General features: G+C 63.2%; 23 protein-coding genes. 19 read left to right on the forward strand and 4 right to left on the reverse strand.

All coding sequences use genetic code 11. The features are described 5' to 3' along the window. The first annotated feature begins 4 nt into the window (after positions 1-4). The 4 genes from HU230_RS35305 (at position 5) to HU230_RS35320 (ending at position 5,028) form a co-directional block, all read left to right on the forward strand. The gene (locus tag HU230_RS35305; protein ID WP_176534233.1) at positions 5-2,101 is read left to right on the forward strand and encodes an acetate--CoA ligase family protein; all 2,097 of its coding nucleotides are present in this window, start codon (positions 5-7) and stop codon (positions 2,099-2,101) included. Between the two features lie 119 nt (positions 2,102-2,220). Beyond that, complete coding sequence (locus tag HU230_RS35310) at positions 2,221-3,717, forward strand: SLC13 family permease (RefSeq protein WP_176534232.1); 1,497 nt, start codon at positions 2,221-2,223, stop codon at positions 3,715-3,717. Positions 3,718-3,731: 14 nt separating this feature from the next. Next, positions 3,732-4,505 carry a molybdate ABC transporter substrate-binding protein gene (locus HU230_RS35315; protein ID WP_176534231.1) on the forward strand — a complete coding sequence of 258 codons (774 nt, stop codon included), beginning with the start codon at positions 3,732-3,734 and terminating at the stop codon, positions 4,503-4,505. A gap of 58 nt (positions 4,506-4,563) precedes the next feature. Continuing rightward, positions 4,564-5,028: an alpha/beta hydrolase family protein gene (locus tag HU230_RS35320; RefSeq protein ID WP_176534230.1), complete on the forward strand. Its 465-nt coding sequence runs from the start codon at positions 4,564-4,566 to the stop codon at positions 5,026-5,028. 203 nt (positions 5,029-5,231) lie between these two features. Here HU230_RS35320 and HU230_RS35325 read toward each other — a convergent pair whose 3' ends face one another. After that, positions 5,232-5,993, reverse strand: coding sequence for a molybdate ABC transporter substrate-binding protein (locus HU230_RS35325; RefSeq protein WP_176534229.1), 762 nt, complete (start codon positions 5,991-5,993; stop codon positions 5,232-5,234). Positions 5,994-6,598: 605 nt separating this feature from the next. Here HU230_RS35325 and HU230_RS35330 point away from each other — a divergent pair. From HU230_RS35330 to HU230_RS35380, 11 genes are all read left to right on the forward strand, one after another. After that, positions 6,599-7,177, forward strand: a complete 579-nt coding sequence (locus HU230_RS35330) for a GNAT family N-acetyltransferase (protein ID WP_176534228.1) — start codon at positions 6,599-6,601, stop codon at positions 7,175-7,177. 244 nt (positions 7,178-7,421) lie between these two features. Further along, positions 7,422-8,771 carry a DUF3100 domain-containing protein gene (locus HU230_RS35335; RefSeq protein ID WP_176534227.1) on the forward strand — a complete coding sequence of 450 codons (1,350 nt, stop codon included), beginning with the start codon at positions 7,422-7,424 and terminating at the stop codon, positions 8,769-8,771. A gap of 22 nt (positions 8,772-8,793) precedes the next feature. Continuing rightward, the gene (locus HU230_RS35340; protein WP_176534226.1) at positions 8,794-9,963 is read left to right on the forward strand and encodes a M20 aminoacylase family protein; all 1,170 of its coding nucleotides are present in this window, start codon (positions 8,794-8,796) and stop codon (positions 9,961-9,963) included. After that, positions 9,960-11,360, forward strand: coding sequence for an L-serine ammonia-lyase (locus HU230_RS35345; protein WP_176535276.1), 1,401 nt, complete (start codon positions 9,960-9,962; stop codon positions 11,358-11,360). The genes HU230_RS35340 and HU230_RS35345 overlap by 4 nt, the downstream gene beginning before the upstream one ends. Positions 11,361-11,532: 172 nt before the next feature. Further along, a complete protein-coding gene (locus HU230_RS35350) occupies positions 11,533-11,862 on the forward strand; it encodes a hypothetical protein (RefSeq protein ID WP_176528450.1) in 330 nt (109 codons plus the stop codon). 136 nt (positions 11,863-11,998) lie between these two features. Continuing rightward, positions 11,999-13,552 (forward strand): WS/DGAT/MGAT family O-acyltransferase, encoded by a 1,554-nt coding sequence (locus HU230_RS35355; protein WP_176534225.1) that lies wholly within the window; start codon positions 11,999-12,001, stop codon positions 13,550-13,552. A gap of 98 nt (positions 13,553-13,650) precedes the next feature. Further along, the gene (locus HU230_RS35360) at positions 13,651-15,084 is read left to right on the forward strand and encodes an MFS transporter (protein WP_176534224.1); all 1,434 of its coding nucleotides are present in this window, start codon (positions 13,651-13,653) and stop codon (positions 15,082-15,084) included. Then, positions 15,081-15,677 (forward strand): adenylate kinase, encoded by a 597-nt coding sequence (locus HU230_RS35365; RefSeq protein ID WP_176534223.1) that lies wholly within the window; start codon positions 15,081-15,083, stop codon positions 15,675-15,677. Before HU230_RS35360 ends, HU230_RS35365 begins: the two co-directional genes overlap by 4 nt. Next, positions 15,677-15,994, forward strand: coding sequence for a hypothetical protein (locus HU230_RS35370; protein WP_176534222.1), 318 nt, complete (start codon positions 15,677-15,679; stop codon positions 15,992-15,994). The genes HU230_RS35365 and HU230_RS35370 overlap by 1 nt, the downstream gene beginning before the upstream one ends. Next, a complete protein-coding gene (locus tag HU230_RS35375; protein ID WP_176534221.1) occupies positions 15,985-16,782 on the forward strand; it encodes an SDR family NAD(P)-dependent oxidoreductase in 798 nt (265 codons plus the stop codon). The genes HU230_RS35370 and HU230_RS35375 overlap by 10 nt, the downstream gene beginning before the upstream one ends. Continuing rightward, on the forward strand, positions 16,728-17,627 hold the full coding sequence (locus tag HU230_RS35380) for an esterase/lipase family protein (protein ID WP_224943904.1): 900 nt from the start codon (positions 16,728-16,730) through the stop codon (positions 17,625-17,627). The genes HU230_RS35375 and HU230_RS35380 overlap by 55 nt, the downstream gene beginning before the upstream one ends. A 27-nt stretch (positions 17,628-17,654) precedes the next feature. Here the strand turns inward: HU230_RS35380 and HU230_RS35385 are convergent, their stop codons facing one another. After that, positions 17,655-18,575 (reverse strand): LysR family transcriptional regulator, encoded by a 921-nt coding sequence (locus tag HU230_RS35385; RefSeq protein WP_176534220.1) that lies wholly within the window; start codon positions 18,573-18,575, stop codon positions 17,655-17,657. A 116-nt stretch (positions 18,576-18,691) separates the two neighbouring features. Here HU230_RS35385 and HU230_RS35390 point away from each other — a divergent pair, with 116 nt between their 5' ends. The 4 genes from HU230_RS35390 (at position 18,692) to pucL (ending at position 21,801) form a co-directional block, all read left to right on the forward strand. Continuing rightward, on the forward strand, positions 18,692-19,108 hold the full coding sequence (locus HU230_RS35390) for a hypothetical protein (protein ID WP_224924714.1): 417 nt from the start codon (positions 18,692-18,694) through the stop codon (positions 19,106-19,108). 277 nt (positions 19,109-19,385) lie between these two features. Next, a complete protein-coding gene (locus tag HU230_RS35395) occupies positions 19,386-19,676 on the forward strand; it encodes a hypothetical protein (protein ID WP_176534219.1) in 291 nt (96 codons plus the stop codon). Between the two features lie 92 nt (positions 19,677-19,768). Further along, positions 19,769-20,650: a 2-oxo-4-hydroxy-4-carboxy-5-ureidoimidazoline decarboxylase gene (uraD, locus tag HU230_RS35400; protein WP_176534218.1), complete on the forward strand. Its 882-nt coding sequence runs from the start codon at positions 19,769-19,771 to the stop codon at positions 20,648-20,650. Positions 20,651-20,958: 308 nt separating this feature from the next. Continuing rightward, on the forward strand, positions 20,959-21,801 hold the full coding sequence (gene pucL / locus HU230_RS35405) for a factor-independent urate hydroxylase (RefSeq protein ID WP_176534217.1): 843 nt from the start codon (positions 20,959-20,961) through the stop codon (positions 21,799-21,801). A 15-nt stretch (positions 21,802-21,816) separates the two neighbouring features. Here pucL and HU230_RS35410 read toward each other — a convergent pair whose 3' ends face one another. Together HU230_RS35410 and HU230_RS35415 are read right to left on the reverse strand one after the other, a co-directional pair. Further along, a complete protein-coding gene (locus HU230_RS35410; protein ID WP_176534216.1) occupies positions 21,817-24,537 on the reverse strand; it encodes a molybdopterin-dependent oxidoreductase in 2,721 nt (906 codons plus the stop codon). Further along, positions 24,534-25,355, reverse strand: a complete 822-nt coding sequence (locus tag HU230_RS35415) for an FAD binding domain-containing protein (protein WP_176534215.1) — start codon at positions 25,353-25,355, stop codon at positions 24,534-24,536. The genes HU230_RS35410 and HU230_RS35415 overlap by 4 nt, the downstream gene beginning before the upstream one ends. Positions 25,356-25,466: the final 111 nt, after the last annotated feature.

Below are 25,466 nucleotides of genomic sequence, written 5' to 3' on the forward strand. Positions count from 1 at the left end.
TGCCATGAACGCCATCGCACGCCTCGTTCGACCGCGGAGTGTCGCCGTCATCGGCGCTTCCGCCGATCCAGACAAGACCTCTGGACGGCCGGTGGCATTCCTGCAAAAGCACGGCTTCTCGGGCACGATTTATCCGGTCAACCCGAAGGTCGAACGCATCGGTGAACTCACCTGCTATCCCGATGTTGGGGCGCTACCGGCGGTGCCCGATGTTGGGATCGTCCTCCTGGGCGCGGAGCGCGCGCATCTCGCGGTGCGGGAGTTGTCGAAACGCGGCGCCGCCGCAGCGATCGTCCTTGCGAGCGGCTATACCGAAACCGGCGAGGAGGGGGCTTTGCGCCAGAGGCAGCTTCTGGAAGCTGCCGGTTCGATGCGGATCCTTGGCCCCAACACGATTGGCCTCGTCAACCTGACGGACAATATCGTGCTGTCGGCCTCGGGCGCACTGGCGATGGATCACTTCCCCGCAGGCCCAATCGGGCTCGTGTCGCAGAGCGGCGGAATCCTTGGGGCACTGCTCTCCCGCGCGGCAGCGCGTGGCATCGGGTTGTCGAAGCTCGTGTCCACGAGCAACGAAGCCGACCTCGAGCTTTCGGACTTCATCGAATTTCTTGCAGCGGACGAAGCCACCAAGGTGATTGCGCTGTACGTCGAGGCGATCCGGCATCCGGTCCGTTTCCGCGAAGCAGTCCGAAAAGCGCGGTTGGCCGGCAAGCCGGTGGTGGCTTTCAAGATCGGCCGTTCGGAGGCCGGAGCCAAGGCAGCCGTCTCGCATACCGGCGCGCTCGCCGGCTCGGATCGCATGTACGATGCGCTGTTCAGGCAGCTCGGTGTGATCCGGGCGAAGACATTCGAGGACCTGCTCGACATTCCGGCCGCTCTCGCTGCGGGGCGGAAGCTTTGCGGAAAGCGCGTGGCGATCCTCACTTCTACTGGAGGCGCCGGAACAATCGTTTCCGACAGTCTCGGCGTCGCCGGTTTCGAGACGCCCACGCCGGATGCCGAGACCGCGGCTCGTCTTGCGTTGCTGCAATCCGGCTCCCATGCCAACCTCGACCGCAATCCGGTCGACCTGACGCTGGCCGGCCTGCATCCGGACATCCTGCGGGGTGCGATCCGCGCTCTGCTTGCCAGCCCGTCTTATGATGCCCTGGTGATAATTGCAGGGTCGTCTGCCGTCGGATCTCCGGCGCTTCTTGCAGATGCTGTTCGCGACTGCCTGCCGGACTCCGACAAGCCGGTCATCGCTTATGTCAGCCCGTACGCGCCGGACGTCGGCGCGGTTCTCACGGCGCGCGGCGTGCCGGCCTACACGTCAGCCGAAAGCTGCGCGTCTGCATTCGCTGGCTTGCTCCTGGCGGCCCAGTGTTCGCAGCGCGAAGTTGCTTTGTCGGTCGAACGGCAGGTCGACATCAGCGAATTTTCCAAGGGCTCACTCGACGAGGCCCAGGCCAAGGCACTCTTCACCCGGTTCGGCATTCGCGCGGTGGCCGAGCGGATCGTCGAGACATCGGCGGAAGCGGAAGCCGCGGCGCACGGCCTTGGCGAGAAAGTGGTCCTGAAGGTCCTGTCCGGCAGGATCACGCACAAGAGCGATGTGGGTGGCGTCGCGATCAATCTGACGCCGGATACGATCGGCGGACGGCTTATCACCATGGCGAATGATGTAGAGAAGGCGACCGGCGAGCGTCCGCAACGCTTCCTGGTTCAGGAGATGGTCGCGGGCGGCACCGAGTTGATCCTGGGCATGCACCGCGATGCGCTCGGCACAGCGATTCTGCTCGGCATGGGCGGCGTCACCGCGGAACTCTTCAAGGATACAACCATGCGTCTCCTGCCGCCGCAGGGTGGCCTCAGCCGCGATGACGCGCTCTCGATGCTGCATGACCTGATCACCTGGCCGTTGCTGGACGGATTTCGCGGACGGCCGAAGGCGGACGTCGAGGCGCTGGTGTCCACGATCGTGGCCTTCTCGCTGATGGCGGCACAGCTCGGCGAGCGCCTGATCGAGGCCGAGATCAATCCCGTCGTCGTCTTGCCGGCCGGTCAAGGCGTGCGCGCCGCGGATGGCGTCGTGGTGCTGGGAGCGGCCGCCGACTGAGCAGGCTCCGCTCGGTCCGGCATAGGCATCATCGAACGGTCTGACGAAGGTCTGGCCGCAACGAACATAGAAAAGCATCGGCATTTCGCCGGTCGCCAAAATCAAAACGGAGGATACGCATGTCGACGCTGGTTCATGCTGCGTCCGATTCAACCGGAGTGAGCACGAGGAAATTCCTGACCGTGCTGATTGCGCTGGGGATCATGATCGCAATCATCATGGCGCCATCGCCGGCTGGTCTGTCGCCGGCGGGACAGCGCGTCATCGCCGTGATGACCTTCGTGGTGCTGATGTGGATCACCGAAGCAATTCCCTACGGAGTAAGCGCGGTCGCGCTCATATTCCTCTTGATCTTGGCGCTCGGTTTCTCGCCCGCCGGGAACGACCCAGGCACGATTCTTGGAACCGCAAAGGCTATCCCGCTCGCGCTCAGCGGCTTCTCGAACAGCGGCTGGCTGTTTGTCGCGGCGGGCCTCGCCATGGCGGCTTCGATCACGAGCACCGGGCTCGAGAAGCGGGTGGCCTATCTGATCCTCAAGCTGGTCGGCACCAACACCCATGCGATCATGTTCGGCATCATCCTGACCGCCTTCGCGTTGACCTTCTTCATTCCCTCGGTGATCGCGCGAGCGGCGACGCTCGTTCCGATCGTGATCGGACTGATCGAGGCATTTGGCCTTCCGCGCAGCAGCCAGATTGGCAAGGCCATGCTCCTTCTTGCGGGCATTCTGCCATCGGTGACCGGCGTGGGAGTGCTCACGGGAGCCGCGCCCAATCCGGTGATTGTCAGTTTCCTGACAGGAGCAGGCCAAGCCCAACTCGGCTATGTCGACTGGCTGGTCTATTTGCTTCCCTACACTGTCCTTTTTTCCATCGGCCTCTATTTTCTCGCGACCCGGCTCTTCAGATTTGAATTTGCAGAATTGCCTGGGGGAAGCGAGTACATCACCGCACGCCTCGCGGAATTGGGGCCGATGTCCGCGACCGAGAAGCGGGCGTCGTTCATCATGGTGCTAACGATCCTCCTCTGGGCGACCGACAAGATCCACCATGTCGAGGCATCCGCCATTTCGGTGCTTTGCGTGCTGCTGCTCGTGATGCCGGGTGTCGGGATCATCACCTGCAATGATCTCTACAAGCGAATTGACTGGAATTCGGTTCTGCTGTTTGGCGCGGGAATTTCGATGGCGGAGATGCTGACCAGGACCGGTGGGGCGGCGTGGCTGTCGAAGGTGGCGTTCGTCGAGTCCGGGATGGGACGCCTGTCGGTCACGGCACTGGCGATCATGATCTTCGTTGTCGTGTTCTTCGTACGCTTCTGCTTCACCAGCATCACGTCCTGCCTGACCGCGATCACGCCAGCGATCATCGGTTTTCTGGTCTCCCTGCACAATCCGGACCTGCCGATCGTCGGAATCGTACTTGGCGTGGCTCTCATTGCCCAATGTTTGTCGATCATTCCGGTGACGTCCGCCCCCGCCATGATCGCATACGGCGCCGGCGGCTTCACGACGCGGGACATGATGCGTCTGGGGCTGCCGCTCGCGACGGTCATGTACGGCGTCATCGTGCTGTTCATGTTCACCTACTGGCCGCTCGTGGGTCTCTGGAAGTGAACGGGAGAGCGCGCATGGATCGGAGGAGAACGCGCTGCCCTTGGTGGTATGTCGTCGGCGTGGTGGCTGCGCTCCTGGCCGGGTTTCCTCGGGTCGTCGTGGCCGACGAGATCCGAATTCTGGCATCGAATGCCGTTCGCGAGGCATATAGCGAGTTGCTGCCCGCCTTCGAGAAAGAAACCGGACATCATGTTTCCGTCGAATGGGGTGGAACGGTCGATATTCTCCGGCGCGCAGGCGCGGGGGAGAATATTGATGTTGTGGTCGTGCCTGCGGGGCGCGTCGACAGTTTGATCACGCGCGGCATTGCCGTGAAACGAACGGATTTGGCGGCGTCCGCCATCGGTGTCGCGGTGAGGGTCGACCGCCCACGGCCAAATATAGCAACCGCGGAGGCTCTCTCTCGCGCACTACGCGATTGCCGGACAATCGTCATTTCGTCGGGGCCCAGCAGTGAGCATATGCGTGCTCTCTTCGAAAGATTGGGTGTTGCCGGCGAGATTGAGGGGAAGATCCTGCAACTGGCTCCCGGCCTGTCGGTTGGAGAGGCTCTTGCGGAGGGCCACGGGGATATCGGCTTCACGCAGATCAGCGAGTTGCTCGCCATCAAGGGCATTTCCTATGTCGGGCCTCTCCCAGCCGAGATTCAGTCGGTCACGGCTTTCTCAGCGGGCCTGCTGAAGCCGTCGGCATCGCCTGAGCCGGCTCGGGCCTTGCTCATCTTTCTCTCGGGGCCGAATGCGGCGGTTGTCTTGAAGAAGCATGGGCTGGAGCCCGGCAGTCCATGATCTCTAGCCGGTCTACGATCTGTAGCTCGCACCGAGCTGCACAAAAAAGGAATTCAGCTTGAGAAAGATTTTGCTGATCGTCACCATCTCGTGGTCGGTCGCGTGCGCGCCGTTCGCGCTGGCCCAAACCTCGATCAGGCTCCCGACCGTGGCCGCCGAGCGAGCATTCTCTTACGTCGGCGGACGCTGCGTTGGCGAACCCGGTAAGGAGCTTATGCATGGCCAGATGTATGTGGAGTATCTGGCGCCGGAGACAATCACGCAGAAGTATCCGCTGATATTGATTCACGGCGCGATGCAGACGGCGACCAACTGGATGATGACACCGGATGGTCGGAAGGGCTGGGCAGAGTATTTCCTCGAGCAGGGTTACGCGGTCTATTTGGTCGATCAGCCCGCTCGTGGTTGTTCGGCTTGGCACTCAAACGTTGACGGGGCTCTGCGGAGTTTTACCGCGCCGGCGTATCGGTTCAGACCATGCGACTGGAGGACAGTGGTATCCATGGGAACGTGCACATGGTGATGCTGGAGCTCAACAATCTCGAAGTGGCGGCGGCACTGGCCGCTTGGTTAAAGGAAAACGCGAAATAGGAGCTGCTCAAAACGTCAGCGCCTCCTTGTTGAAGAACTCGTCGCTCCATTCAAGTATCGGTTGAACCGAACCTCGCTTGCCAAGCGAAGTTCGGTGGTTGGCGCTTTTGGACAATGCGGGTCGTTCATGTGGGGCTATGGTTTTGCGTCCGGTAGGTCCAAGCCGCTCTTCTTCATCGATTCCGCTGACGCGGGCGACGTCAGATACGCCAGAAACTGCATCGCAGCTTCCATATCGGTTGCCTCGGAAGAGACGGCGGCAGAAACTACGCTTTTCTTCTGCAACTCTTCGGGCAACGGGCCGACTACGGTGATTCCCGGCTCCAGGCGCAACTCGCTGATCTGTTGGAGCCCGAGTTCGACCTCACCGCTGGCGATCGCTTCGCCAACAAATTTCCGGCCCAGAACAACGTGGCTCTTGCCTGCGACCTGATCGACGATGCCTAATTTCTTGAGAAGAACGGTGGCAACATACGTTCCGCTGGCTCCCTCGGAATAGCCGATCGAGGTGGCGTCCAAAAGTGTCTGGCGTAGTGCTGCTTCCGTCGAAATGTCCGGCATCTTGTGTCCGGTCTTCACCGCAACACCGATCTTGGAGACCGCGACGTCCTTTCGCTCGACGGGAGTGAAGTATCCGCCCTTGACTAGTTCGTCCATGCCGGTGTTGACCATGATCAGCACGTCTACATGTTCACCACTCTTCACGCGGACTTGGCTGGCTTCGGGCGAATTGCCGGATGATGGTCCCCACGACATGATGACCTTACGGCCGGTCTCTTGTTCGAAGCGAGTGGCGATCTCCTTGAACGAGCCCTTCAGAATACCGGTGGTCAGGACTTTGAGGTCTGCCGCGCGGGCTGTGCTCACCAACATCAACACGGCGGCGACCGAGGTCATGCTTCTCGCGATAAGTGCTGATAATTTTGCCATTTAGCGGCGTCCCCCTAAGTTTTTCATGCTTGGGGATGCCTATAGCCGCGCTGACGCGAGCATTAAAGGTCCGACTTTCACTAGGTGGAATGGACGATTGCCGGGACAGCTTAAACGGAGGCCTGTCTTTTGCGGGGCTTCAAGATAAAGGGATACTCGGTCGTGATCTGCCGGCGAAAGCCGCTAACGAGGCGACTGTGAAGCTGGCGCGGGGAATTGCACCGAGTGAGCGATACCAAGAGGTAGAATCAGAAGATGCCGCCCAGTTCAAGGAGCGCGTGCTCCACTATGGCGCCTCGGGGCATGCCTCCGCAGCATTTCGTGCAGCGGTTGTTCGAGGTTGTCGTTGGAAGCGCCCATGGTCATTGTCGCCAGGTTCATGTGCTCATATCGGGACGGAAAGGTGCAAACGGGCCGTTTCAGGAGTTATATTGGGACATCGGTACGCCCGGCTTGCCTGATTTGGCTCCTGCGTGCAGGACAGGCGGAAAACGCGCTGCGATCCCCGCAAGGTGGTTGTGGCGAAGTCTGGACTTCGGATTGAGTGAACGATCTGCACGAGGAACACCAAGATGCGATCCTATCCGCGTCGCGTCAACTTCGAGAGCGGGGACGTCGAGTTTCGGTTGATGGGGCCTGCCGACGAGGCCGCCGTTCTGGAGTTTGCCAACGCGCTTGCCGTGCACGACATGCTGTTCCTGCCGCGGAATATCCGCGAGCCGAAGGTGCTCTCGGCATGGATCAAGGAGATCGAGCGCGGCTCGATCGTCAGCCTGCTGGTGGTCAAGGACGACATCGTGGTGGGGTGCGGCACGATCGTGCGGGACCCCATGTCGTGGTCGGCTCATGTCGGTGAGATCAGGACCGTGATCTCCTCGCATGTGCGCGGCACCGGCATCGGGCGGGCTCTTTCCAATGAGGCGTTTGACCTCGCGCTGTCGATGGGCCTTGAACGCCTGACCGTACAGATGACGTCTGACCAGACCCGCGCGATCGCGATTTTCGAAGCACTCGGCTTCCGCGCCGAGGCCCTGTTGCGCGACCAGGTGAAAGACCTTCAGGGCAAGACGCACGACATCGTGGTGCTTGGCGTCAACGTGGCGGATGTGCAGAAGCTCGAACCGGGCGGCTCGTCCGGAGCGATCGACTAGCACGGGGGACTGGCCGAGGAACGGCTTCGCCGTCCTCGCGCCGTTCGCATCGATAACGGTAACGTCGCGGTCATGCCGGCTTTCGCGGGCTGGATCTTCGTTCCGCCAGTGTTGCAAAAAATGCAACAGAAACTGGACGACACGATCATTGATGCAAGATGCTTTCTCCCCGATGCTGCGCGGGCAAGTTGGTTCACCGTTCACCGCATTGCCCCGCAATCATTTTCTGGAGGTGTCCAGCATCATGACGTCGACCTCTTCGCCTTCCGCAGACCTGGCCGCCCCGGCGGTCAATCCCGCAAGCACAGGCAAGCTCACGCTGTTCGTTGCCGTTCTGATCATCGTTGCCGTCGCCGAGACGGTCGGGATCGTCCAGTTCCAGATCGGACCGGGCAAGGTGCTCCTTCAACCGATGGTGTGGGCGCTGCTGATCGCGGCCGCATGGGGCCTCTCAGCGCGTTATCTGCCTGCCGCCGCGCGGATCGGGCCCGGCCTGCAGACCTATGCGGGACAACTGCTCAACGCGGGCCTGCTGCTGTTCGTGATCAAGATGGCTTTCACTGTAAGCGGCGCGCTGCCGGAGGTGCAGAAGGCCGGCTGGGCGTTAATCTTCCAGGAGCTCGGGCACACCTTTGGCACGCTCGTCCTCGGCCTGCCGATTGCGCTCCTGCTCGGGGTCAAGCGCGAAGCGGTCGGCGCGACCTTCTCGATCGGCCGTGAAGGCAACATGGTGATCATCGGCGAGAAATACGGCATGAACTCCGCCGAAGGGCGCGGCGTGCTGGCCGAGTACATCACCGGCACCGTGCTCGGCGCGCTGTTCATCGCGCTGCTGGCCGGCTTTGTCGCCAGTTTGCACATCTTCGATCCGCGGTCGCTCGCGATGGGCGCCGGCGTCGGCTCGGGCAGCATGATGGCGGCCGCGATCGGCACCATCAACGGCCACAGTCCGCCCGAGATGGCGAAGGAGCTGATTGCGATCGCCTCGGCGGCGAACCTGATGACCGCCGTTCTCGGCTTCTACTTCGCCTTGTTCTTCTCGCTGCCGGTGTGCTCCTGGCTGTATGACAGGCTGGAGCCCGTGCTCGGCCGGTTCTCGAACTTCTCGTCGGGAAACCTCGGGCCCTCGATCGCCAGCGCCGGCGAGACAAAGCACGCAACGTTCGGCTTCTCCGACTCGCTGCTCGCCTGGATTGCCGTTGCGAGCGGCGTCCTGATCGGCAATTCGCTCACCTACAAGGTTCCGCTGCTGGAATCGGGCGCAGGCCTCCTGGTCGTGCTCGCGGTCGTGCTGCTGGTCGACCTCCTTGCCCGTCTGCTGTCGAAAGTGCCGCACATCCTGATCCTGGTCGTGGTCACCACCGTGCTCGGTATTCCCGGCCTGCTGCCGTTCTCCAACGCGATGATCGGCTCGGTCGACAAGCTGAACTTCCTGGCTTTCACGACCCCCGTGCTGACGCTCGCCGGCTTCTCCGTCGCCAAGGATCTTCCGATCTTCAGGAAGCTGAGCTGGCGTATCGTGGTGGTCTCGCTGACGGCCGCTTCGGGCACATTCCTCGGTGCGACATTGATCGCCGAATTCTTCCATCGCTAACCAACGACAGGTGGACCAACGCATGTCAAAGAAGTTTGGAATCGCCGACGATATCTGTGCCCGGATGCTGGATTGGCGTCATGATATCCACGCCAACCCGGAAACCGCGTTCCAGGAGCACCGCACGGCCCAGCTCGTGGCCGATGCGCTGATGGAGATGCAGATCCCGCTCCATCGCGGCCTCGGCGGAACCGGCGTGGTCGGAACGCTGAAGAATGGCGAAGGCCCGACGATCGCGCTGCGCGCCGATATGGATGCGCTTGATCTCCAGGAACTCGGGGACCGCGTCCACAAGTCAACCCGCGCCGGCAAGATGCACGGCTGTGGCCATGATGGCCACACCACAATGCTGCTTGGGGCTGCCGTGCAGCTCGCCCGTCACCGGCCGTTCCGCGGCACTGTCCATTTCGTTTTCCAGCCCGCCGAGGAGAATGAAGGCGGCGGCAAGAAGATGGTCGAGGAGGGCTTGTTCAAGATGTTTCCCGCCGACGCGGTCTACGGGATGCACAACGTCCCGAATATCCCGCGCGGAAAATTCGCGATCCGGACCGGCATTGCGACGGCCTTTCTCGATACCTTTGAGATCGTGGTGACCGGGAGCGGTTGTCATGCCGCGACGCCGGAGAAGGGCATCGACCCGATCCTGGTTTCGGCCGATCTCGTCTCCGCTCTACAAGGCATCGTGAGCCGCCGCATCGGCGCAATGGACGCCGCTGTCGTGAGCGTTACCCAGATCCATGGCGGCGACACCTGGAACGTGGTGCCCGAAACCGTTACATTGCGTGGCACGGTGAGAACGCTGGACGCCGAGATACAGAATCAAGTCGGGGCCGCCATGAAGCAGGTCTGCGCCGGCGTGGCGCAAACCCATGGCGCAAAGATCGATCTGAGCTACATGCGAGGTTATCCGGGGGTGATCAACACGCCCGCGGAAACCGATGCCGCCGCGTCGGCAGCCGCAAACCTCGTCGGCGTCGAACAGGTGCAAACCGACATCAAGCCGGCGATGGGATCGGAGGATTTCGCCTTCATGCTGCAAGAGCGCCCGGGCGCTTACATCTGCATCGGTGCGGGCGAGACCGCCAATGATCCGCCGTTGCACAATCCATACTACGATTTCAATGACGCCATCCTGCCGCTCGGCGCCGCCTATTGGGTCGAGCTGGTAAAGCAACAACTGCCTGCTGCCTGATGCTCTCGGTCTTCGACATATTCAAGATCGGCATCGGCCCTTCGAGTTCGCATACGGTGGGGCCGATGCGCGCGGCCGGGCAATTCGTCCGCGCGCTCGAGCGCGATGGCCTTCTTTCGAGCACGGCGCAGGTCCGCGCCGACCTCTATGGCTCGCTGGGCGCGACCGGGCGAGGGCATGCGACCGATCTCGGCGTGATCCTCGGCCTGCTCGGCGAAAAGCCCGATACGGTCGATCCGGCCCAGGTGGCGCCGCAGCTTGCGGAGATCCGGCGCTCCGGCGAGTTGCGGCTGCTCAATGTTCACCCGGTCCCGTTCCGGCGCGGGCGCGATATCATCTTCCAGCCCGACAGCGCGTTGCCGGAACACCCCAACGGGATTCGTCTTGTGGCGTTCACGGCCGATGGCAGTCTGCTGGCGGAACGCTATTACTTCTCGATCGGCGGCGGGTTCGTGATCGAACGTGGCTTGGGCGACGTGGCTGGCGGCGCAGGCGGCGAGCTCCCGGTTTGGCCGTATCCGTTCGGAACCGGCGCCGAGCTGGTCGCACGCGCGCAGTCGAGCGGGCGCTCGATCGCCGACATGGTGCTGGGCAATGAGTGCGTGCATCGCACCGACGCTGACGTCCGTGCCGGCCTCCTGAAGATCTGGGAGACGATGAAGCAATGCGTCGACCGCGGCTTCGGGATCGGCAATGCGGGCGCGGCTGAACCGCTGCCTGGGCCGCTGAACATTCGCCGTCGCGCGCCGGCTCTCTATCGCGAACTGTCGGCCCGCAACAGCGACACCGAGAGCGTCGACCCGCTGGCTGCGATGGATTGGGTCAACGCCTTCGCGATGGCGGTAAACGAGGAGAATGCCGCGCGCGGACGGATCGTGACCGCGCCGACCAACGGCGCCGCCGGCGTGATCCCGGCGGTGCTGCACTACTACGTCAAGTTCTGTCCGGGCGCGACCGATGACGGCGTCGTTACCTTCCTGCTCACCGCGGCCGCAATCGGCATGCTCTACAAGGCGAATGCCTCGATCTCCGGCGCGGAAGTCGGGTGTCAGGGCGAGGTCGGCGTCGCTTGCTCGATGGCCGCAGGCGGCCTGACGGCCGTGCTCGGCGGTGCGCCGGCCCAGGTCGAGAACGCCGCCGAGATCGGGATGGAGCACAATCTCGGTCTCACTTGCGATCCGGTTGGGGGCCTCGTGCAAATCCCTTGCATCGAGCGCAATGCGATGGGGGCCGTCAAGGCCATCAACGCCGCCCGACTGGCGCTGCGTGGCGACGGCAAGCACTATGTCTCGCTTGATGCCGTCATCAAGACGATGTTGCAGACCGGCGAAGACATGAAGTCCAAATACAAGGAGACGTCGCTGGGCGGGCTCGCGGTGAATGTTGTGGAGTGCTGACCAGAAGCACGGCGGCGCCGACGAAATACCTCGCGACCGAATTCGGCATCACCGGATGCGGTCCGCGTGCGCGCTGCCCGTTGCTGGGGATAGGGGTAGCCGGCCGGCTGCCGCCAGCATTGCGAATGATTTCGATTTAAGCAAGACTCCAAGCCTAGGGAGGAATACGACCATGAGCGCTGGAAGGCGTCTGCGAGACGCCGTGCCGGAATGTCAATTGCCGCCGGATTTCGACCAGCATGTGTATTCGGCGCAGTTGATTGCTGCCATCATCGCCGAGCTCGGCAGGCAACAGGTTCGATCGTCCGTGGCGCTGGCGGGCACCGGCTTCAAGCCGTTCAAGCTCGAAGAGCTGCAGGCGTTCCTGAAGGACAAGCTCGGCAAGCACGAGATGGTGCAGGCGCTCGAGATCCGCGCCGAACTGCCGAAGACCGCGGTCGGCAAGCTTTCTAAGAAGGAGCTGTACGACGAGGAAGAGCGCGCGGCCCGGGCGCAGGCCTGAGAGCGCCTGCGTGAACCGGATCGGCAGCGGCGGAGAGGTGTCAGGCCCGACCGCAATGCAGTGACCGCGACGCGCGAGATATCGGCATACGGTCATCAAGACGGCGGTCGCCGCCACAACGTCATGGGAGGGAAGAATGGATCAACTCAGCAGCATGGATGCATCGTTCCTGCATCTCGAAACCCCGGAGACGCCGATGCATGTCGGCAGCCTCATGATCTTCGATCTCCCAGAGGGCCATCACGGCGATTACTACGAGGATGTCAAGGAGATGCTCGGCAAGCGTCTCCATCTCTCGGCATTGCTGAACCGCAAACTGGCGCAGATGCCCTTCCAGCTCGCGGAACCGGTCTGGATCGAGGACGATGATATCGAACTCGATTATCATGTGCGGACCGTCACCTTGCGGCGGCCAGGCACCATGGCGCAGCTCGAGCAACTCGTTGCGCGGCTGCACGCTTCGCTGCTCGACCGCAGCCGTCCGCTGTGGGAGATGTATGTCATCGATGGCCTCGAGAACGGCCAGGTCGCGTTCTACACCAAGGCGCATCACAGCGGCGTCGACGGCAAGGCCGGTGTCGAACTCGCCAAGGTGCTCTATGATGTCTCGCCCAAGATGCGCGAGGTGCCGCCGCCACGGCGCAAGCACGCCGCCGTGCAATACCAGCTCGGCGTGACCGAGCTATTGCAGGCGGCGGCCAACAACGCGGCCCAGCAATATCGCAAGCTCGCGGAGCTCCTGCCGACGGCGGCCAAGGCGCTCGGCACGGCCGCGAGCGTGGTGGCCAGCCAGCGGTCGCAAAAGGGGGAGCGCTCGCTCAGCCTTGGGTTGGCCCCGAAGACGGTGTTCAACGACTCCATCACCAATCAGCGCTCCTACAGTACGATGTCGTTGCCGCTTGCCGACATCAAGGTCCTGGGCAAGCGTGTCGGCGGCACCGTCAATACCATCGTTATGGCGATGTGCAGCATCGCGCTGCAACGCTTCCTCGCCGAGCGTGGCCTGCTGCCTAAGGAGGCCCTGATCGCGATGGTGCCGGTTAGCCTGCGTGCCGAAGGCGACAAGGCGATGAACAACCAGGTCTCCGCGGTACGCGTCGACCTGGCGACCGATATCGATGATCTGCCGACCCGCTTCAAGGCGATCCACGCATCATCCGAAGCGGCCAAGGCGGTTGTGCGCGAACTCAAGCCGGTGCTCGGTGTCGATGTGCCGATCACAGGTTCGCCGTGGCTGATGACTGGGCTCGCCTCACTGCTTGGGCGCTCCAACCTCGCCAGCCGCATGCCGGCAGCGGGCAACGTGCTGATCTCCAATGTACCGGGACCGGGGCAGCATCTCTACATGGCCGGCGCACGGATGGTGCATTACTTCCCGGTCTCGATTCCCTATCACGGCAGCGCGCTGAACATCACGGTGCACAGCTATGCGGGCCTGCTCGAATTCGGTCTGACCGCATGCCGGCGTGTACTCACGCAGGACGAGTCCTACGAGATGATCGAGCATCTCCGGGCGGCCTTGCGCGCGATCGAAGCCCTGCCGCCGGTCGAGGCCGAGATCGTCGAGTTGACAACGCAGGCTGCGGCTCAATCGAAGGCGGCATCGGCGGTCGCGGCGTCGGTGACGGTCATCCAGGCAGACGAGGTGCCGCCGGCTGCCGCAAACGACAAGGCGAGCCGGGCCAGCTAGGCGCCCGGGCCCTCGACGCTTCACATCGCCGGAGCGGGGACGCCACCGCGGTCCCCCGCTCGGCGTCGGAATCAAAAGAACATTTGGAGGACACCAGGATGCACCCACCCGCCGCAAAGGGATCTCTGCCGGTATTGGAAAGCCCGGCGCACAAATCCCTGTTCTCGAAGATCGATTGGCGCCTGATCCCGCTTTTGTTGATCGCCTATATGATCGCCTATCTCGACCGCATCAATATCGGCTACGCACAGCTGCAGATGAAGCAGACGCTGCCGTTCGACGATGCGGTCTACGGTCTCGGCGCAGGCATCTTTTTCGTCGGATATTTTCTGTTCGAGGTGCCGAGCAACCTGCTCCTGGAGCGGATCGGCGCGCGCAAGACCCTGCTGCGCATCATGGTGCTATGGGGGCTCGCGGCAGCCGCCATGATGTTCGTGTCGACGCCGTTCCAGTTCTATCTCGTCCGGTTCCTGCTCGGTGTATTCGAGGCCGGCTTCTTTCCCGGCGTGATCCTGTACTTCACCTATTGGTATCCGTCGGCGCGGCGGGGACAGGTGATCGCCACCTTCATGTCGGCGACGACGATCGTGTCTGTGATCGCCGGCCCGCTGTGTGGCTCGATCCTGAAATACCTCGACGGTGCCGGCGGCCTTCATGGCTGGCAGTGGCTGTTCCTCGTCCAGGGCCTGCCGGCGCTGATTCTTGGCATCCTGGTTTACGCCTTGCTCGAGGACAAGCCCGAGCGGGCCGCGTGGCTCTCGAAGGACGAGAAAGCCTTGCTCGAAGACGCCTTCCGGCGCGATGAGAAAGACATCGCGAGCGAACCCTCGGGAACGTTCGGGCAGATGCTGAAGGACCCCAAGGTCTATGTGCTGTCGTTCGTCTATCTGCTCCTGCTCGGCGCGACCTATACGATGGTGTTCTGGATGCCGACCCTGATCCAGAGTTGGGGTGTCAAGGATCTGTTCCTTGTCGGCGTCTATGCTGCGATCCCGAATGCCGCCGGCGTCATTGGCATGATCCTGATCGGCCGACACTCCGACAAGTGGCACGAGCGTCGCTGGCACTACGCCGCCTGCGTCGCGATCGCCGCTTTCGGCCTGTTCAGCACGACGATGCTGCAAGGCAACCTCGTCGGATCAATCCTTGCGCTGTCCTTTGCGGTGATCGGAATTGCGTCGGCGACGCCGCTGTTCTTCGCGCTGACCAGCGAATATCTTTCCACCGGCGCCGCCGCCGGAGGGCTTGCGCTGATCAGCAGTCTCGGCAACCTCGGCCCGGCGATCAGCCCTTCGATCAATGGACTGATCGTGCGAGGCACCGGCGACAACATCTACAGCATGTACTTCGTGATGGCGCTCTACGTGTTGTCGGGATTGCTGTTGCTGCTGTCGATGCGGCACTGCTCCCAGTGCGCGGCTCGCGATGGCGTGACGACAATTCGAGCGGCCTGGTTCGTACGGAGCCGGGTCGCTCGACGCTCCGTCGGAAAGCTGCCGGTGATCAAGCGAATATCGGGACACATGCGATGAGGATCGTTCTGCTGGGGCCGCCCGGTGCGGGCAAGGGAACGCAGGCGAGGCGCCTGGTCGAGGAGTACGACATACCGCACCTTTCGACAGGCGACATGCTGCGTGCTGCGGTCGACGCGGACACCGGCATCGGACGGAAGGTCAAGGATATCATGGTGAGTGGCGGGCTCGTTCCGGATCAGCTCGTGATCGCCGCGGTGATCGAACGCATCTCGCAAGCGGATGCCGAGCGTGGCTTTGTGCTCGACGGTTTCCCGCGGACGATGGCACAGGCGGTCAGATTCGACGATCTGCTCGATACCGAAGGTCTTGCGATCGACCACGTCGTTGAGCTCCAGGCCGACGAGACGGCGTTGCTGGACCGGATCGAGGCGCGGGCCCGCGAGGCGCGAGAGCAGGGCGGCGCGGTGCGCGCCGACGACAATCACAAAACGCTCAAGCTGCGCATCGACGCCTACAACGAGCAGACCGCGCCGCTGGTCGACTACTATCGATCGCGGAACATCCTCAGAACCGTCGACGGGCTGCAGCCAGTCGAGGCCGTCGCCCTCGACGTCGTCAGGGCGATCGGCCAAGATCGTTCGGTGACGTGATGCCGGCCACGCAAAGCCGCGATCCGCAGGCCCGACTGTCGGGCCATGTCGACCGGATCGAGGTGCTGGAGCCGTTGCGCAGGTCGCTTGGCGAGGTGAAGGAAACGGCCGATCAATTCGAGCAGGCCCAGGCGCTGCTGCGGGCGATCGAACGGTTCTCCCGCACATATGCTGCCGACCGGAAGTGCGCCGGCACGCCTGCCGGGCTGGCGCAGCGCGACGAACGTCGGCTGGCGCGGGGTCGGCTTGTTGCGCGCGCCGTTCGTGGATTGCGCAGAACCGTTCTGGCAGCGAAGGGAGGCGCCTCATGTCGGTGAGCGGAGATGAAGGCCAATGCGCGCTGGTGACCGGCGCATCGGGCGGCATTGGGCTCGAGCTCGCGCGCGTGCTCGCGGCCAATCGCTTCAGCCTCGTGCTGCTCGCGCGCAGCCGCGACAAGCTGCAGGAGCTCGCCCGCGAGCTCAAGGCCGATCATGGCACCAAGGTGACCATCGTTGCCGCCGATCTGAGCGAGCCGGCGGCGCCGCAGGCGGTGTTCGATTCGCTGGAGGACGCCGGCGTGCGGGTCGACCTGCTTGCGAACAATGCCGGCCTTTTGCTCGAAGGACGCGTCGCCGCAATCGGCCTCGATGACCAGTTGCGGCTGCTGCAGGTCAATGTCGTAGCCATGACGGCATTGACTCGTCTCTTCCTCGCCCCGATGCTCGAGCGCAACAGTGGACGGATCCTGAACGTTGCGTCAGTCGCGGCGTTCATGCCGGTGCCAAACCTTGCGGTCTATGCCGCGTCAAAGGCCTATGTGCTGTCGTTCGGCGAGGCATTGTCCCAGGAGTTGAGCGGCAGCAAGATTACGCTGACGACGTTGTGTCCTGGAGTGACGGACACCGGAATGGTCCATGGCACCAATCTCGGCAACATGCCGAGCATGATGATCATGGATGCGAAGACCGTCGCGCAGGAGGGCTACCGCGCCTGCATGGCGGGAAAGCCGGTACATGTCGCAGGACTTGCCAACGAACTGGCGGTCCAATGGATCAAGTATCAGCCGAGTTGGCTGTTGCGTGCCATCGGCGGGGTATTCGGAAAGGCCGCACCGCCGAACTGACGTCTCGTGCTCGCCGGGCGATGCACGGTTGCAGGGCTGTTCTTGACCATCAACAAGGGACGTTACTCATGGGACGTGACGAGCAGACCGTCGAACCACCCTCGCTCGCGCTGCTTGCCGCGGAAGGGCGCGGCATTCTCGATATCCCGGCGCTTCTTGCCGTGGCGGCGCCGCTTCTGGCGACTGCGCCGCGCGGGCAGCGGCATCCGGTCATGGTTCTGCCCGGGTTGGGCGCCGATGATCGGTCGACATTGGCGATACGCTCATTCCTCGAGTTCCTCGGTTATCACGTTCATGGATGGGGCCGCGGCCGCAATGTGCGCGCGCCGGACGCGGACCTCTCCGCCGTAGCGGCTCGGGTCATCGAACTCGAAAAGCAGGGCGGCTCGAAGGTCAGTCTGGTCGGCTGGAGCCGCGGCGGCATCATTGCGCGCGAGGTTGCGCGGCAGATCCCCGCGGCGGTGCGGATGGTCATCACGCTCGGCAGTCCGTTCGCGGCTCCGGGTGCGAGCAATGTCCGCGCGATCTGGCGGCTTCTGACCGGCCAGAAATATGAGCCGCCGACCGCCGAGCGGATCAGTCGCCTCGCGCAACCGATTCCCGTGCCGACAACATCGATCTATACCCGCACCGATGGTGTGGTGGCGTGGCGCGCCTGCCTGGAGCAGGAGGGTGGGGAGCGCGAAAACGTCGAAGTGAACACGACGCATATAGGGCTTGGCTTTCACGCGCCGGCGCTGTGGGTGATTGCCGATCGCCTCGCCCAGCCGACGGGCAGCTGGAAGCCGTTTCGACCGCCTCCGCAGGTCGCGATCTGGTTTCCGGCAACGACGCGTCGCGATTGAGGTCGCGAAGGCGCGGCCTGCCTCAGTCTACCGCGCACGGCTTCCCGGTGATCGCATCTCGCCGACCATCATCCGCAGCAGCTGCATCGCGGCGGGCGGCAACGTACGCCCGTGACGCGAGACCACGTGGGTGCGGCCACGATGCAGCAGCGCGTTCTTCATCGGCAGCGCCACCACCTTGGCGGCATCGGCCTCCGTCATCGCAAGGCGCGATGCCAGCGCATAGCCAAGTCCGGCAGTCACGTAATGGGCGAGCGCATCGAACGAGGCAGTCGTAAACGCGAAATTGAGGCGGACGCCTTCGCTGATCTCGGCGGCCTGGACATGCTGCCGCAAGCCGAAATTCGGATGCATTGCGGCGCCCGGGTAGGGCGCGAGGTCGGCGAGCTTGAGCGGCCGACCGAGCTGGGTCAGCGGATGCCCGCACGGCACCACGGCCCTGATCGGATGCGGCTGCGAATGATGCGAGCGCAGTCGATCGTCGCGAGGCGGATTGAACAGGACACCGATATGTGCACGTTCTCCGACGACTTGCTGCACGATCTCGTCGGTGCTCCCGATGTCGAGGCTGATCGTGATCTTCGGGTGGGTTTGCATGAAGCGGCACAGGCAGCTCCTGGCCAGCCAGTCGACATAACCTTCGCCCGTCACCAGATCGATATGACCCGACTCGACCTTGCGGATGCTGTCCATCTGCGCGAGCAGCGCCTGTCGTTCACCCAGCTGGCGGTGCAGGTAGGTGGCCAGCAGCTGGCCCGCGTCAGTCGGCGCAACGCCGCGGCCTCGCCGTTCGAGCAGGCGCGCGCCATACTCCTTCTCGAGCAGGCCGAGTGCCCGGCTGACCGCCGAGGCATCCATGCCAAGCGCACCGGCGGCGCCGCGCACGGAGCCGCTATTGAGCACCTCCATGAAATAGTGCAGTCGACGCGGCTCCAGCTTGGCGCTCATCAGCATGGTCCTGATCATTGCAAACAGTGCAACGAATATTCAATCGTGCGGCCATTTATGCAAGCGCGTCGGGGTGGGGTCGCGATAACGGCCAGGCATCGGGAGTTGGGTTCGCGATGCGGTCGCGCATCATGGCATGCTCCCTGTTCGGCGCAGCCACCGCGCTGCAATTCCAGCTGTCGGCGTTCGGCATCGGCATTCCGAATGCCTTGCTGATCATGCTGCCGTACCTGCTGGCGCTGCTCGCCGTCGGCGGTCTGGTCAGCCGGCAGATAGCGCCGGCGAGGATCGGTTCGCGCAGCGAGCCGTTGCGGGCGCGACTTCGGCCGGACGGGCAGGCATCAGGCCGAAGTTGTCTGGGCGCGCCAGAGTCTGGAATTAGTCTAGTGTCCGGCCGGAGCCGAATAGCCGCCGGTGTAATAAGAGGAAACGGGGCTGTTTACCCTGGGTTGCTGCCAAGCCGCATAGGCGTCGGTCGGACGGGACTGCGATTGCTGAACCGGTGCAGCCTGTGGCTTGTGGTGGCGCTCTGAGGCCATGGCGCTTTGCAAGGTCGATCCGAGCAGCAGACCGGCTGTAACGGCGCAAACAACGCGAGTGTTTTTCTTCATTGGGTTCTCCCTTGGGCTCCTGGCCGGAGGAATCGCTCGGCCTGGTTTTCCGCAAATAGTGCTTGCGGCAGCGTTGCTTAGCCCGGCGGCGATCACGAAGCGGTGCGCAAAATAATTGGGCGCGACTAAATTTTTGGCAGGGTCTATCGTTGGCGGGCTCCAATCACGCGCGCACACACCATCCGAGAACACACAGCCGATGAAGACGAAAATCTTGTTAGTCATGCTGTTGGCCGCTTCGCCGGCGGCGGCCGAGACGCGGCCGGCGCCCAAAGCCGTTCCGAAAGCTGCGACCGTACCAGCAGACATTTGCGCGCCGATCGGCCGGACTGCGAAAGGCGAGCTGGTCTATTCGATGAAATGCCAGGACGTGCCGGTCGCTGCAGCGCCAGCGGCCGAGTCCAAGGAAGCTGCGCCGCCGCCCGAACCGGAAACGCAGCGGACCGGATTATTCGGTTTGTCCTACGACCGGCGGAAACCGGGGGACTAGTGCATTGCAGCGTGCGGCGCATCGCGCGGAATGACCGTCCGGCGCGCCGCATGTCGAAGAGCCATCCATCGAATGGACCAGCGGACGAATTCATGGCGACGTTGATCGATCTCAACAATGCGAGCCGAGACGACTTTGTCGCGGCCCTCGCCAATGTCTTCGAACATTCGCCGTGGGTTGCCGAACAGGTTGCGATGAAGCGGCCGTATGCCGGTATCGCTCAATTGTTCATGGCGATGAAGGCGGCGGTCGAGCAGGCACCGTCCGAATTGCGACTGGCACTGATCAAGATGCATCCCGACCTCGCTGACAAGACGCAGCGTGCAGCGGGTCTCACCGATGATTCCTTCGCCGAGCAAAATAGCGCCGGGCTCGATCGGCTGTCGGGTGCGGAATACGATGCGTTTCAGCGCGTCAACAATGCCTACCGCGCCAAGTTCGGATTTCCTTACATCGTCTGCGTGCGCCGCCACACCAAGGACTCCATTCTACGTGATTTCGAGCGACGCCTGCCGAATGACATCGCGGTCGAAATGCAGACCTCGGTGGAGGAGATCTGTCGCATCGCGGCCCTGAGGCTCGACCAGATCGTGATGGTTGACGACCGGCTGGCCGTTCACGGGCGTCTCTCGACCCACGTGCTCGATACCCACAGCGGCAAGCCCGCTGCCGGGATTGCGGTCGAACTGATCGAACTCGCAGGGCTGGGCACGAGCCGCCTGGTGACGCGCACCTTGACCAACGCCGACGGCCGGACGGACCAGCCCTTGATTGGCGGCCGTCCCGTTCCGGCCGGGACATACGAGCTGCTGTTCAGCGTCGGCGACTATTTCGCCCGGCGCGGCGTGCCGTTGTCTGATCCACCGTTCCTTGACAGGATACCCCTGCGCTTTTCCGTCAGCGAACCCGAAGGGCATCTCCATGTGCCGCTGCTCGTGACGCCATGGAGCTACGCGACCTATCGTGGCAGCTAGTGTTTCGAGCGAAGTGAGCTTGGGTTGGTAAAAAGAAAACGCGTCAACCGGAATCCGGACCCCCGCCTTGATTCCACCGAAGCGGCCCAGGGTGCGGAAGCGGTGGACGGTTGCTGAAAGGTTCGGCAAGCATGGTGAAGATTCCGGCAGCGATAGCCGAGCTGCGGAGCAGCTCAATCCGGTGATCGGCATTCTTTATCCGTCCAGAGTGCGTGGCATGGGCTTGCCGATGGCACGAACGTTGCTCGATACTGGCTGCGAGAGGCGGCGGGCGTTGCCGGCCTGGTGCCATTGCTGGAGACTTTGACGTGTCGCTGATCAAGAACCGATATGGCAAGGGCCGGGTCCGCGTGATGCGGATTCACCGTGACGGAGAGCGGCAGGAGGTCAGTCAATTGAGCATCAGGGCGATGCTCGAAGGCGATTTCGCTCCCACCTTTACCCACGCCGACAACAGGATGACGGTCTCGACCGACACCATCAAGAACATCGTCAACATCGTGGCGCGCGAAAACACCGGCCTTTGTGCCGAGGAGTTCTGCCAGGTGTTGGCGAGAAAATATCTCGACACCTATCAGCAGATTTCATCCGTCGCGATTACTTCGCACGAGACCAGATGGACCCGCCTGAGTTTTGACGGCAAGCCACACCCGCACAGTTTCGTGCTCGACGCCAACGGTCGTCCGACGGTTGAAGTCACGATGACGCGCACCGGCGGGCCGGCGCTGGCTTCGGGTATCGATGGGTTCGCATTCATGAAGTCGACCCAGTCGGGCTGGGAGAACTATGTCAAGGATCGCTACACCACGATCCCGGAGACCGCAGATCGCATCTGCGCGACCAGCATGGTCGCGTCGTGGGCATGGTCCGCAAAGCCCGAAAGCTATCCGGCAGTGAATTCACATATCCTCGATATCTTGCTGAAGGTCTTTTCGACAACCTACAGCAAGAGCGTGCAGGACAGTCTATACCGCATGGGAGAGGCGGCACTCGCAGCAGTACCCGAGATATCCGAGATCAGCATGGCTTGCCCGAACATGCACTTCATCCCGATGAATCTTTCGCCTTTCGGACTGGACAACAACAACGACGTGTTCCTCCCCACCGACGAGCCGCATGGCCAGATCGAGTGTACGGTGGGGCGGAGATAGGGGCTGCCCGAGACATTAGCCGAATTTCTTCAGCAGTTCCGGAAACAGCCGGTCAGGCTTGAAGGGAACGTCGGTAAAGCGGATGCCGGTGGCGTTGGCGATGGCGTTGCCGAGCGCGGCGGCGACGGGGTTGTAGGGGCTCTCGCTCATCGATTTCGCTCCCATCGGGCCGACGCTGTCGGATGTGTCGGCAAAATAGACGTCGGTGCGCGGCACGTCTGCGAAAGATGGCAAGTGATAGTCCCGGAAACTTGGATTGATCACGCGGCCGCCGCTGTCGATCACCAACTCCTCGTAGAGTGCCGCGCCCAGCGATTGCGCCACGCCGCCCTCGACCTGACCGCGGCACTGCATCGGGTTGGCGATACGGCCGGCATCGGCGGCCTGCACGCTCCTCAGGATCTTCAGCGCGCCGGTGCCCTTGTTCACTGCGACGCGAAACCCCTGCACGTTGAATGCGACCGACCGCGGCGTTCCCTCCGACGTACCGCTGGCTTGCAGGACCTGGCCGCTGCCGCGCGCCGAGCGCGCAAGCTCGACATAGGACAGTTGCTGCCTGCCGCAGACAGCGTGTTCTGCCTCCAGCACGCAGGTGCCAGGATCACCTCCAGCCAGACGGCAGGCCAGCGCCTTCAGGTCGCCCGCCAGATTCTCGGCCGCGGCCTGAGTCGCGCTTCCGGCCACGAAAATCCCCGCGCTGCCATAGGCGCCGGTGTCGTGGCCGCCATGCGCGGTGTCGGATTGTCTCAGGCGGATACGATCGACTGATGTGGCGAGCACGGTGGCCGCGATCTGGCGATGCACCGTGCTGGTGCCGTTACCGAATTCCGCGGTGCCGACGGTCAGCTCGAAATGCCCGTCGTCGCAGAGCCTAATCCTGCAATCCGCGATGTGGCCGGCGGGTGGTACGGTATCGATCATGGTCAGCGCGATGCCGTCGCCGACCAGCCAGTCGGCGGAGAGCTGCGGTGTCGGGGTTTCCGCTGACATCGCGCGCTCAACCAGGTCGAGACACTGGTCGAGGCCGTAGGAGCCGTACGTCACGTCGTGATATTCGGAGCCGGGTGGCGAGAGCATCGGGTCGCCTGGCCTGACCACATTGCGACGGCGCATATCGAACGGCGAGATGCCGAGCTGTTTGGCGAGTTCGTCGATGGCCGCCTCGACGGCGATCAGCGTCTGCGGCAGACCATAGCCGCGGAAGGCGCCGGCCGGCAGCGTGTTCGTGTAGCAGGCAATCGCATCAACCTTCTTGTTCGGGCAGTTGTAGACGCTGATACATTCGCTGACCGCGTGGAAGAGCACGGGGCCTGCGTGATTGCCATAGGCACCCGTGTTCGAGAGCACGTCGAGCTGCAGGGCTGTCAGATTGCCGTCCTTGTCTGCCCCCGCCTTGACTGTCACCTGCATTGGATGCCGCGTCGAGGTCGCCGTGAATTGCTCTTCGCGTGTGAATTCGAGCTTGACCGGCCGCCCCGTGCGGAGCGCAGCGAGCGCCAGGATGTCCTCGACGAGCATCTCCTGCTTGCCGCCGAAGCCGCCGCCGACACGCTCGCAGAATACCCGGACCTTGTCGGTCGGCAGCTTGAAAAGGCTGGCCAACGCGCGGCGGGTCAGGAATGGGACCTGCGTGCTGGAACGGACGTTGAGCACGCCCGAGGCGTCAAGCCATGCCAGCCCGCCATGGGTCTCCAGTGCGGCGTGCTGGACGCGCCGGGTCGTGAAGGTACCCTCATAGGTGACAGCCGCCTCGGCGAATCCGCGTGTGACGTCGCCAAATTCGCCATGCGTTTCGGCGACAATGTTGCGCGCGGCATTGGCGACGCGATGCGCGGTCGTCTTGTCGGCATGAATGGCCGGAGCGCCTGCGGCGATAGATTCGGTCGGATCGAACACGGCGGGAAGTATCTCATACGCGACCTTGATCAGCCGGCAGGCATTTTCCGCGGCGGCTTCGCTGTCCGCCACGACAGCTGCGACCTTCTGACCGATGAAGCGGACGGTCGTGTCGAGCACCCTGGTGTCATCGGGATCCATCCAGTCGCGCTCGTGGCGCGCGGTCGAGAACAGGCAATCAGGCGCGTCCTCATGCGTCAGCACCGCGTGGACGCCGGCGGCCTTCAGCGCATCCGTCTTGTCGATCGCGACTATTCTCGCGTGGGCATGAGGAGAACGCAGGAGCTTGATGTGCAGCAGGCCGTCGATCGTCGTGTCGAAGGTGTAGGGCGCTGCACCGCGCACGATCAGGGGGCCCGCGGGGGCGGGCAGGCTGCGGCCAAAGGCCGTGCCGGCCGTGGCATCCTCTATGTTGGTCTTGCCGTCGAGCGCGTCCTGGATCGAACGGTAGCCGGTACAGCGGCAGATATTGCCCTTCAACGCCGCGTCCAGGTCCTGCCGTTGTGCCTGGTTCAGCGAGGCACAGGTCAGGATCATGCCGGCAGTGCAGAAGCCGCACTGAAATCCCTGCGCATCGAGAAACGCCTGCTGCAGCGGATGCGTGCCGGTGATGCCGGCAAAGCCCTCGATGGTGGTTATCGCATGGCCGTCGGCGCGGAATGCCGGGATCAGGCAGCTATGGACCGGCTCGCCGTCGAGCAGCACCGTGCAGGCGCCGCAGTCGCCGGCATCGCAGCCCTTCTTGACGCCGAAATGGCCGAGCTCGCGCAGGAACGTGCGCAGGCATTGTCCGGCACGCGGGTGGGTCGAGAACGTCTTGCCGTTGATCTCGAACGTCATGGGTGCGCCTGCAATTCGTCGCGGATCTCCTCGGCAAGCCGCAACGTCATGTGCTTGCGCCACAGCGGCCTGCCGTGGACGTCGGCGTGGTAGAGGCCTTCCGCAATGCGCCGCTGGATCGTGTCGCGGAGTTGGTCGGCACGAGGCATGGCAGGAAACGACAATTGCACCGGCCGCACCGTCGAGGCGGTGACGGTCAGTGTGAAGCTGCCGTTGTTGTCGACGCTGCCGATCAGCAGCGCGGCTGAGCGGCCGACCGGCGTCAGCGAAATCTGGCGGAATGCCGAGCGCCGCTTCAGGGCAGCGATCGGGATATCGATTTGCCGCAGCAGGTCACCGGGGGCCAGCACGTTTGCATGATCGCCGGTCACGAAGTCCATGACCGGGATGGTTCGCTCGCCGCCGCGGGCTGGCCAGATCGTGCACACGCCATCGAGCGCCGAGGTCAGTGAAATCATCGGTCCCGCCGGGAGCGACATGCAGATGTTGCCGCCGACGGTCGCGGTCTTCCAGATCTTGAACGAAGCGAGAAAAGCACGGCAGCACTGGTTGATCAGCGGCGCGGCCATCCAGTCCGGCGGGCAGGCCAAGGCATCGAGCTGCGCGACCGTACAGGTCGCCGCAATGCTCAGATGCGTGTCATCAATCGTGAGGGCCGGCCAATTCAGCTCAACGAGATCGATCAGGCGGATCAGATGCACCTGGGGCTCCGAGAACAGCCAGGTCCCGCCCGCGAGCCAGGCATCGCCTGCCGCCCAAACGGGCAATTGCGCCCGCGACAGCGGACGGACGACCTCGGTAATGGTGTTCAGGTCCATGGATACGCCAGCGCTTTCAACCAGTTGCATCATTGACTATGAAGTCCTGCAAGAGCAACGCCAAGTCTCGCGGGACGTGGGACGGTCCTTGCAGGTCAGGAATGGCGTTCG

Origin of the sequence: Bradyrhizobium quebecense (assembly GCF_013373795.3) — a bacterium.
GTDB lineage: Bacteria > Pseudomonadota > Alphaproteobacteria > Rhizobiales > Xanthobacteraceae > Bradyrhizobium > Bradyrhizobium quebecense.

Excerpts from the sequence above, each read along its gene's own strand:
- HU230_RS35390 (WP_224924714.1), top strand. The coding sequence starts at position 18,692 with ATGCGGTCGCGCATCATGGCATGCTCCCTGTTCGGCGCAGCCACCGCG.
- HU230_RS35385 (WP_176534220.1), bottom strand. The coding sequence starts at position 18,575 with ATGAGCGCCAAGCTGGAGCCGCGTCGACTGCACTATTTCATGGAGGTG.
- HU230_RS35370 (WP_176534222.1), top strand. The coding sequence starts at position 15,677 with ATGCCGGCCACGCAAAGCCGCGATCCGCAGGCCCGACTGTCGGGCCAT.
- HU230_RS35395 (WP_176534219.1), top strand. The coding sequence starts at position 19,386 with ATGAAGACGAAAATCTTGTTAGTCATGCTGTTGGCCGCTTCGCCGGCG.
- uraD (WP_176534218.1), top strand. The coding sequence starts at position 19,769 with ATGGCGACGTTGATCGATCTCAACAATGCGAGCCGAGACGACTTTGTC.
- HU230_RS35340 (WP_176534226.1), top strand. The coding sequence starts at position 8,794 with ATGTCAAAGAAGTTTGGAATCGCCGACGATATCTGTGCCCGGATGCTG.
- HU230_RS35350 (WP_176528450.1), top strand. The coding sequence starts at position 11,533 with ATGAGCGCTGGAAGGCGTCTGCGAGACGCCGTGCCGGAATGTCAATTG.
- HU230_RS35360 (WP_176534224.1), top strand. The coding sequence starts at position 13,651 with ATGCACCCACCCGCCGCAAAGGGATCTCTGCCGGTATTGGAAAGCCCG.
- HU230_RS35415 (WP_176534215.1), bottom strand. The coding sequence starts at position 25,355 with ATGGACCTGAACACCATTACCGAGGTCGTCCGTCCGCTGTCGCGGGCG.
- HU230_RS35310 (WP_176534232.1), top strand. The coding sequence starts at position 2,221 with ATGTCGACGCTGGTTCATGCTGCGTCCGATTCAACCGGAGTGAGCACG.
- HU230_RS35335 (WP_176534227.1), top strand. The coding sequence starts at position 7,422 with ATGACGTCGACCTCTTCGCCTTCCGCAGACCTGGCCGCCCCGGCGGTC.
- HU230_RS35365 (WP_176534223.1), top strand. The coding sequence starts at position 15,081 with ATGAGGATCGTTCTGCTGGGGCCGCCCGGTGCGGGCAAGGGAACGCAG.
- HU230_RS35330 (WP_176534228.1), top strand. The coding sequence starts at position 6,599 with ATGCGATCCTATCCGCGTCGCGTCAACTTCGAGAGCGGGGACGTCGAG.
- HU230_RS35325 (WP_176534229.1), bottom strand. The coding sequence starts at position 5,993 with ATGACCTCGGTCGCCGCCGTGTTGATGTTGGTGAGCACAGCCCGCGCG.
- HU230_RS35410 (WP_176534216.1), bottom strand. The coding sequence starts at position 24,537 with ATGACGTTCGAGATCAACGGCAAGACGTTCTCGACCCACCCGCGTGCC.
- HU230_RS35355 (WP_176534225.1), top strand. The coding sequence starts at position 11,999 with ATGGATCAACTCAGCAGCATGGATGCATCGTTCCTGCATCTCGAAACC.
- HU230_RS35375 (WP_176534221.1), top strand. The coding sequence starts at position 15,985 with ATGTCGGTGAGCGGAGATGAAGGCCAATGCGCGCTGGTGACCGGCGCA.
- HU230_RS35305 (WP_176534233.1), top strand. The coding sequence starts at position 5 with ATGAACGCCATCGCACGCCTCGTTCGACCGCGGAGTGTCGCCGTCATC.
- HU230_RS35315 (WP_176534231.1), top strand. The coding sequence starts at position 3,732 with ATGGATCGGAGGAGAACGCGCTGCCCTTGGTGGTATGTCGTCGGCGTG.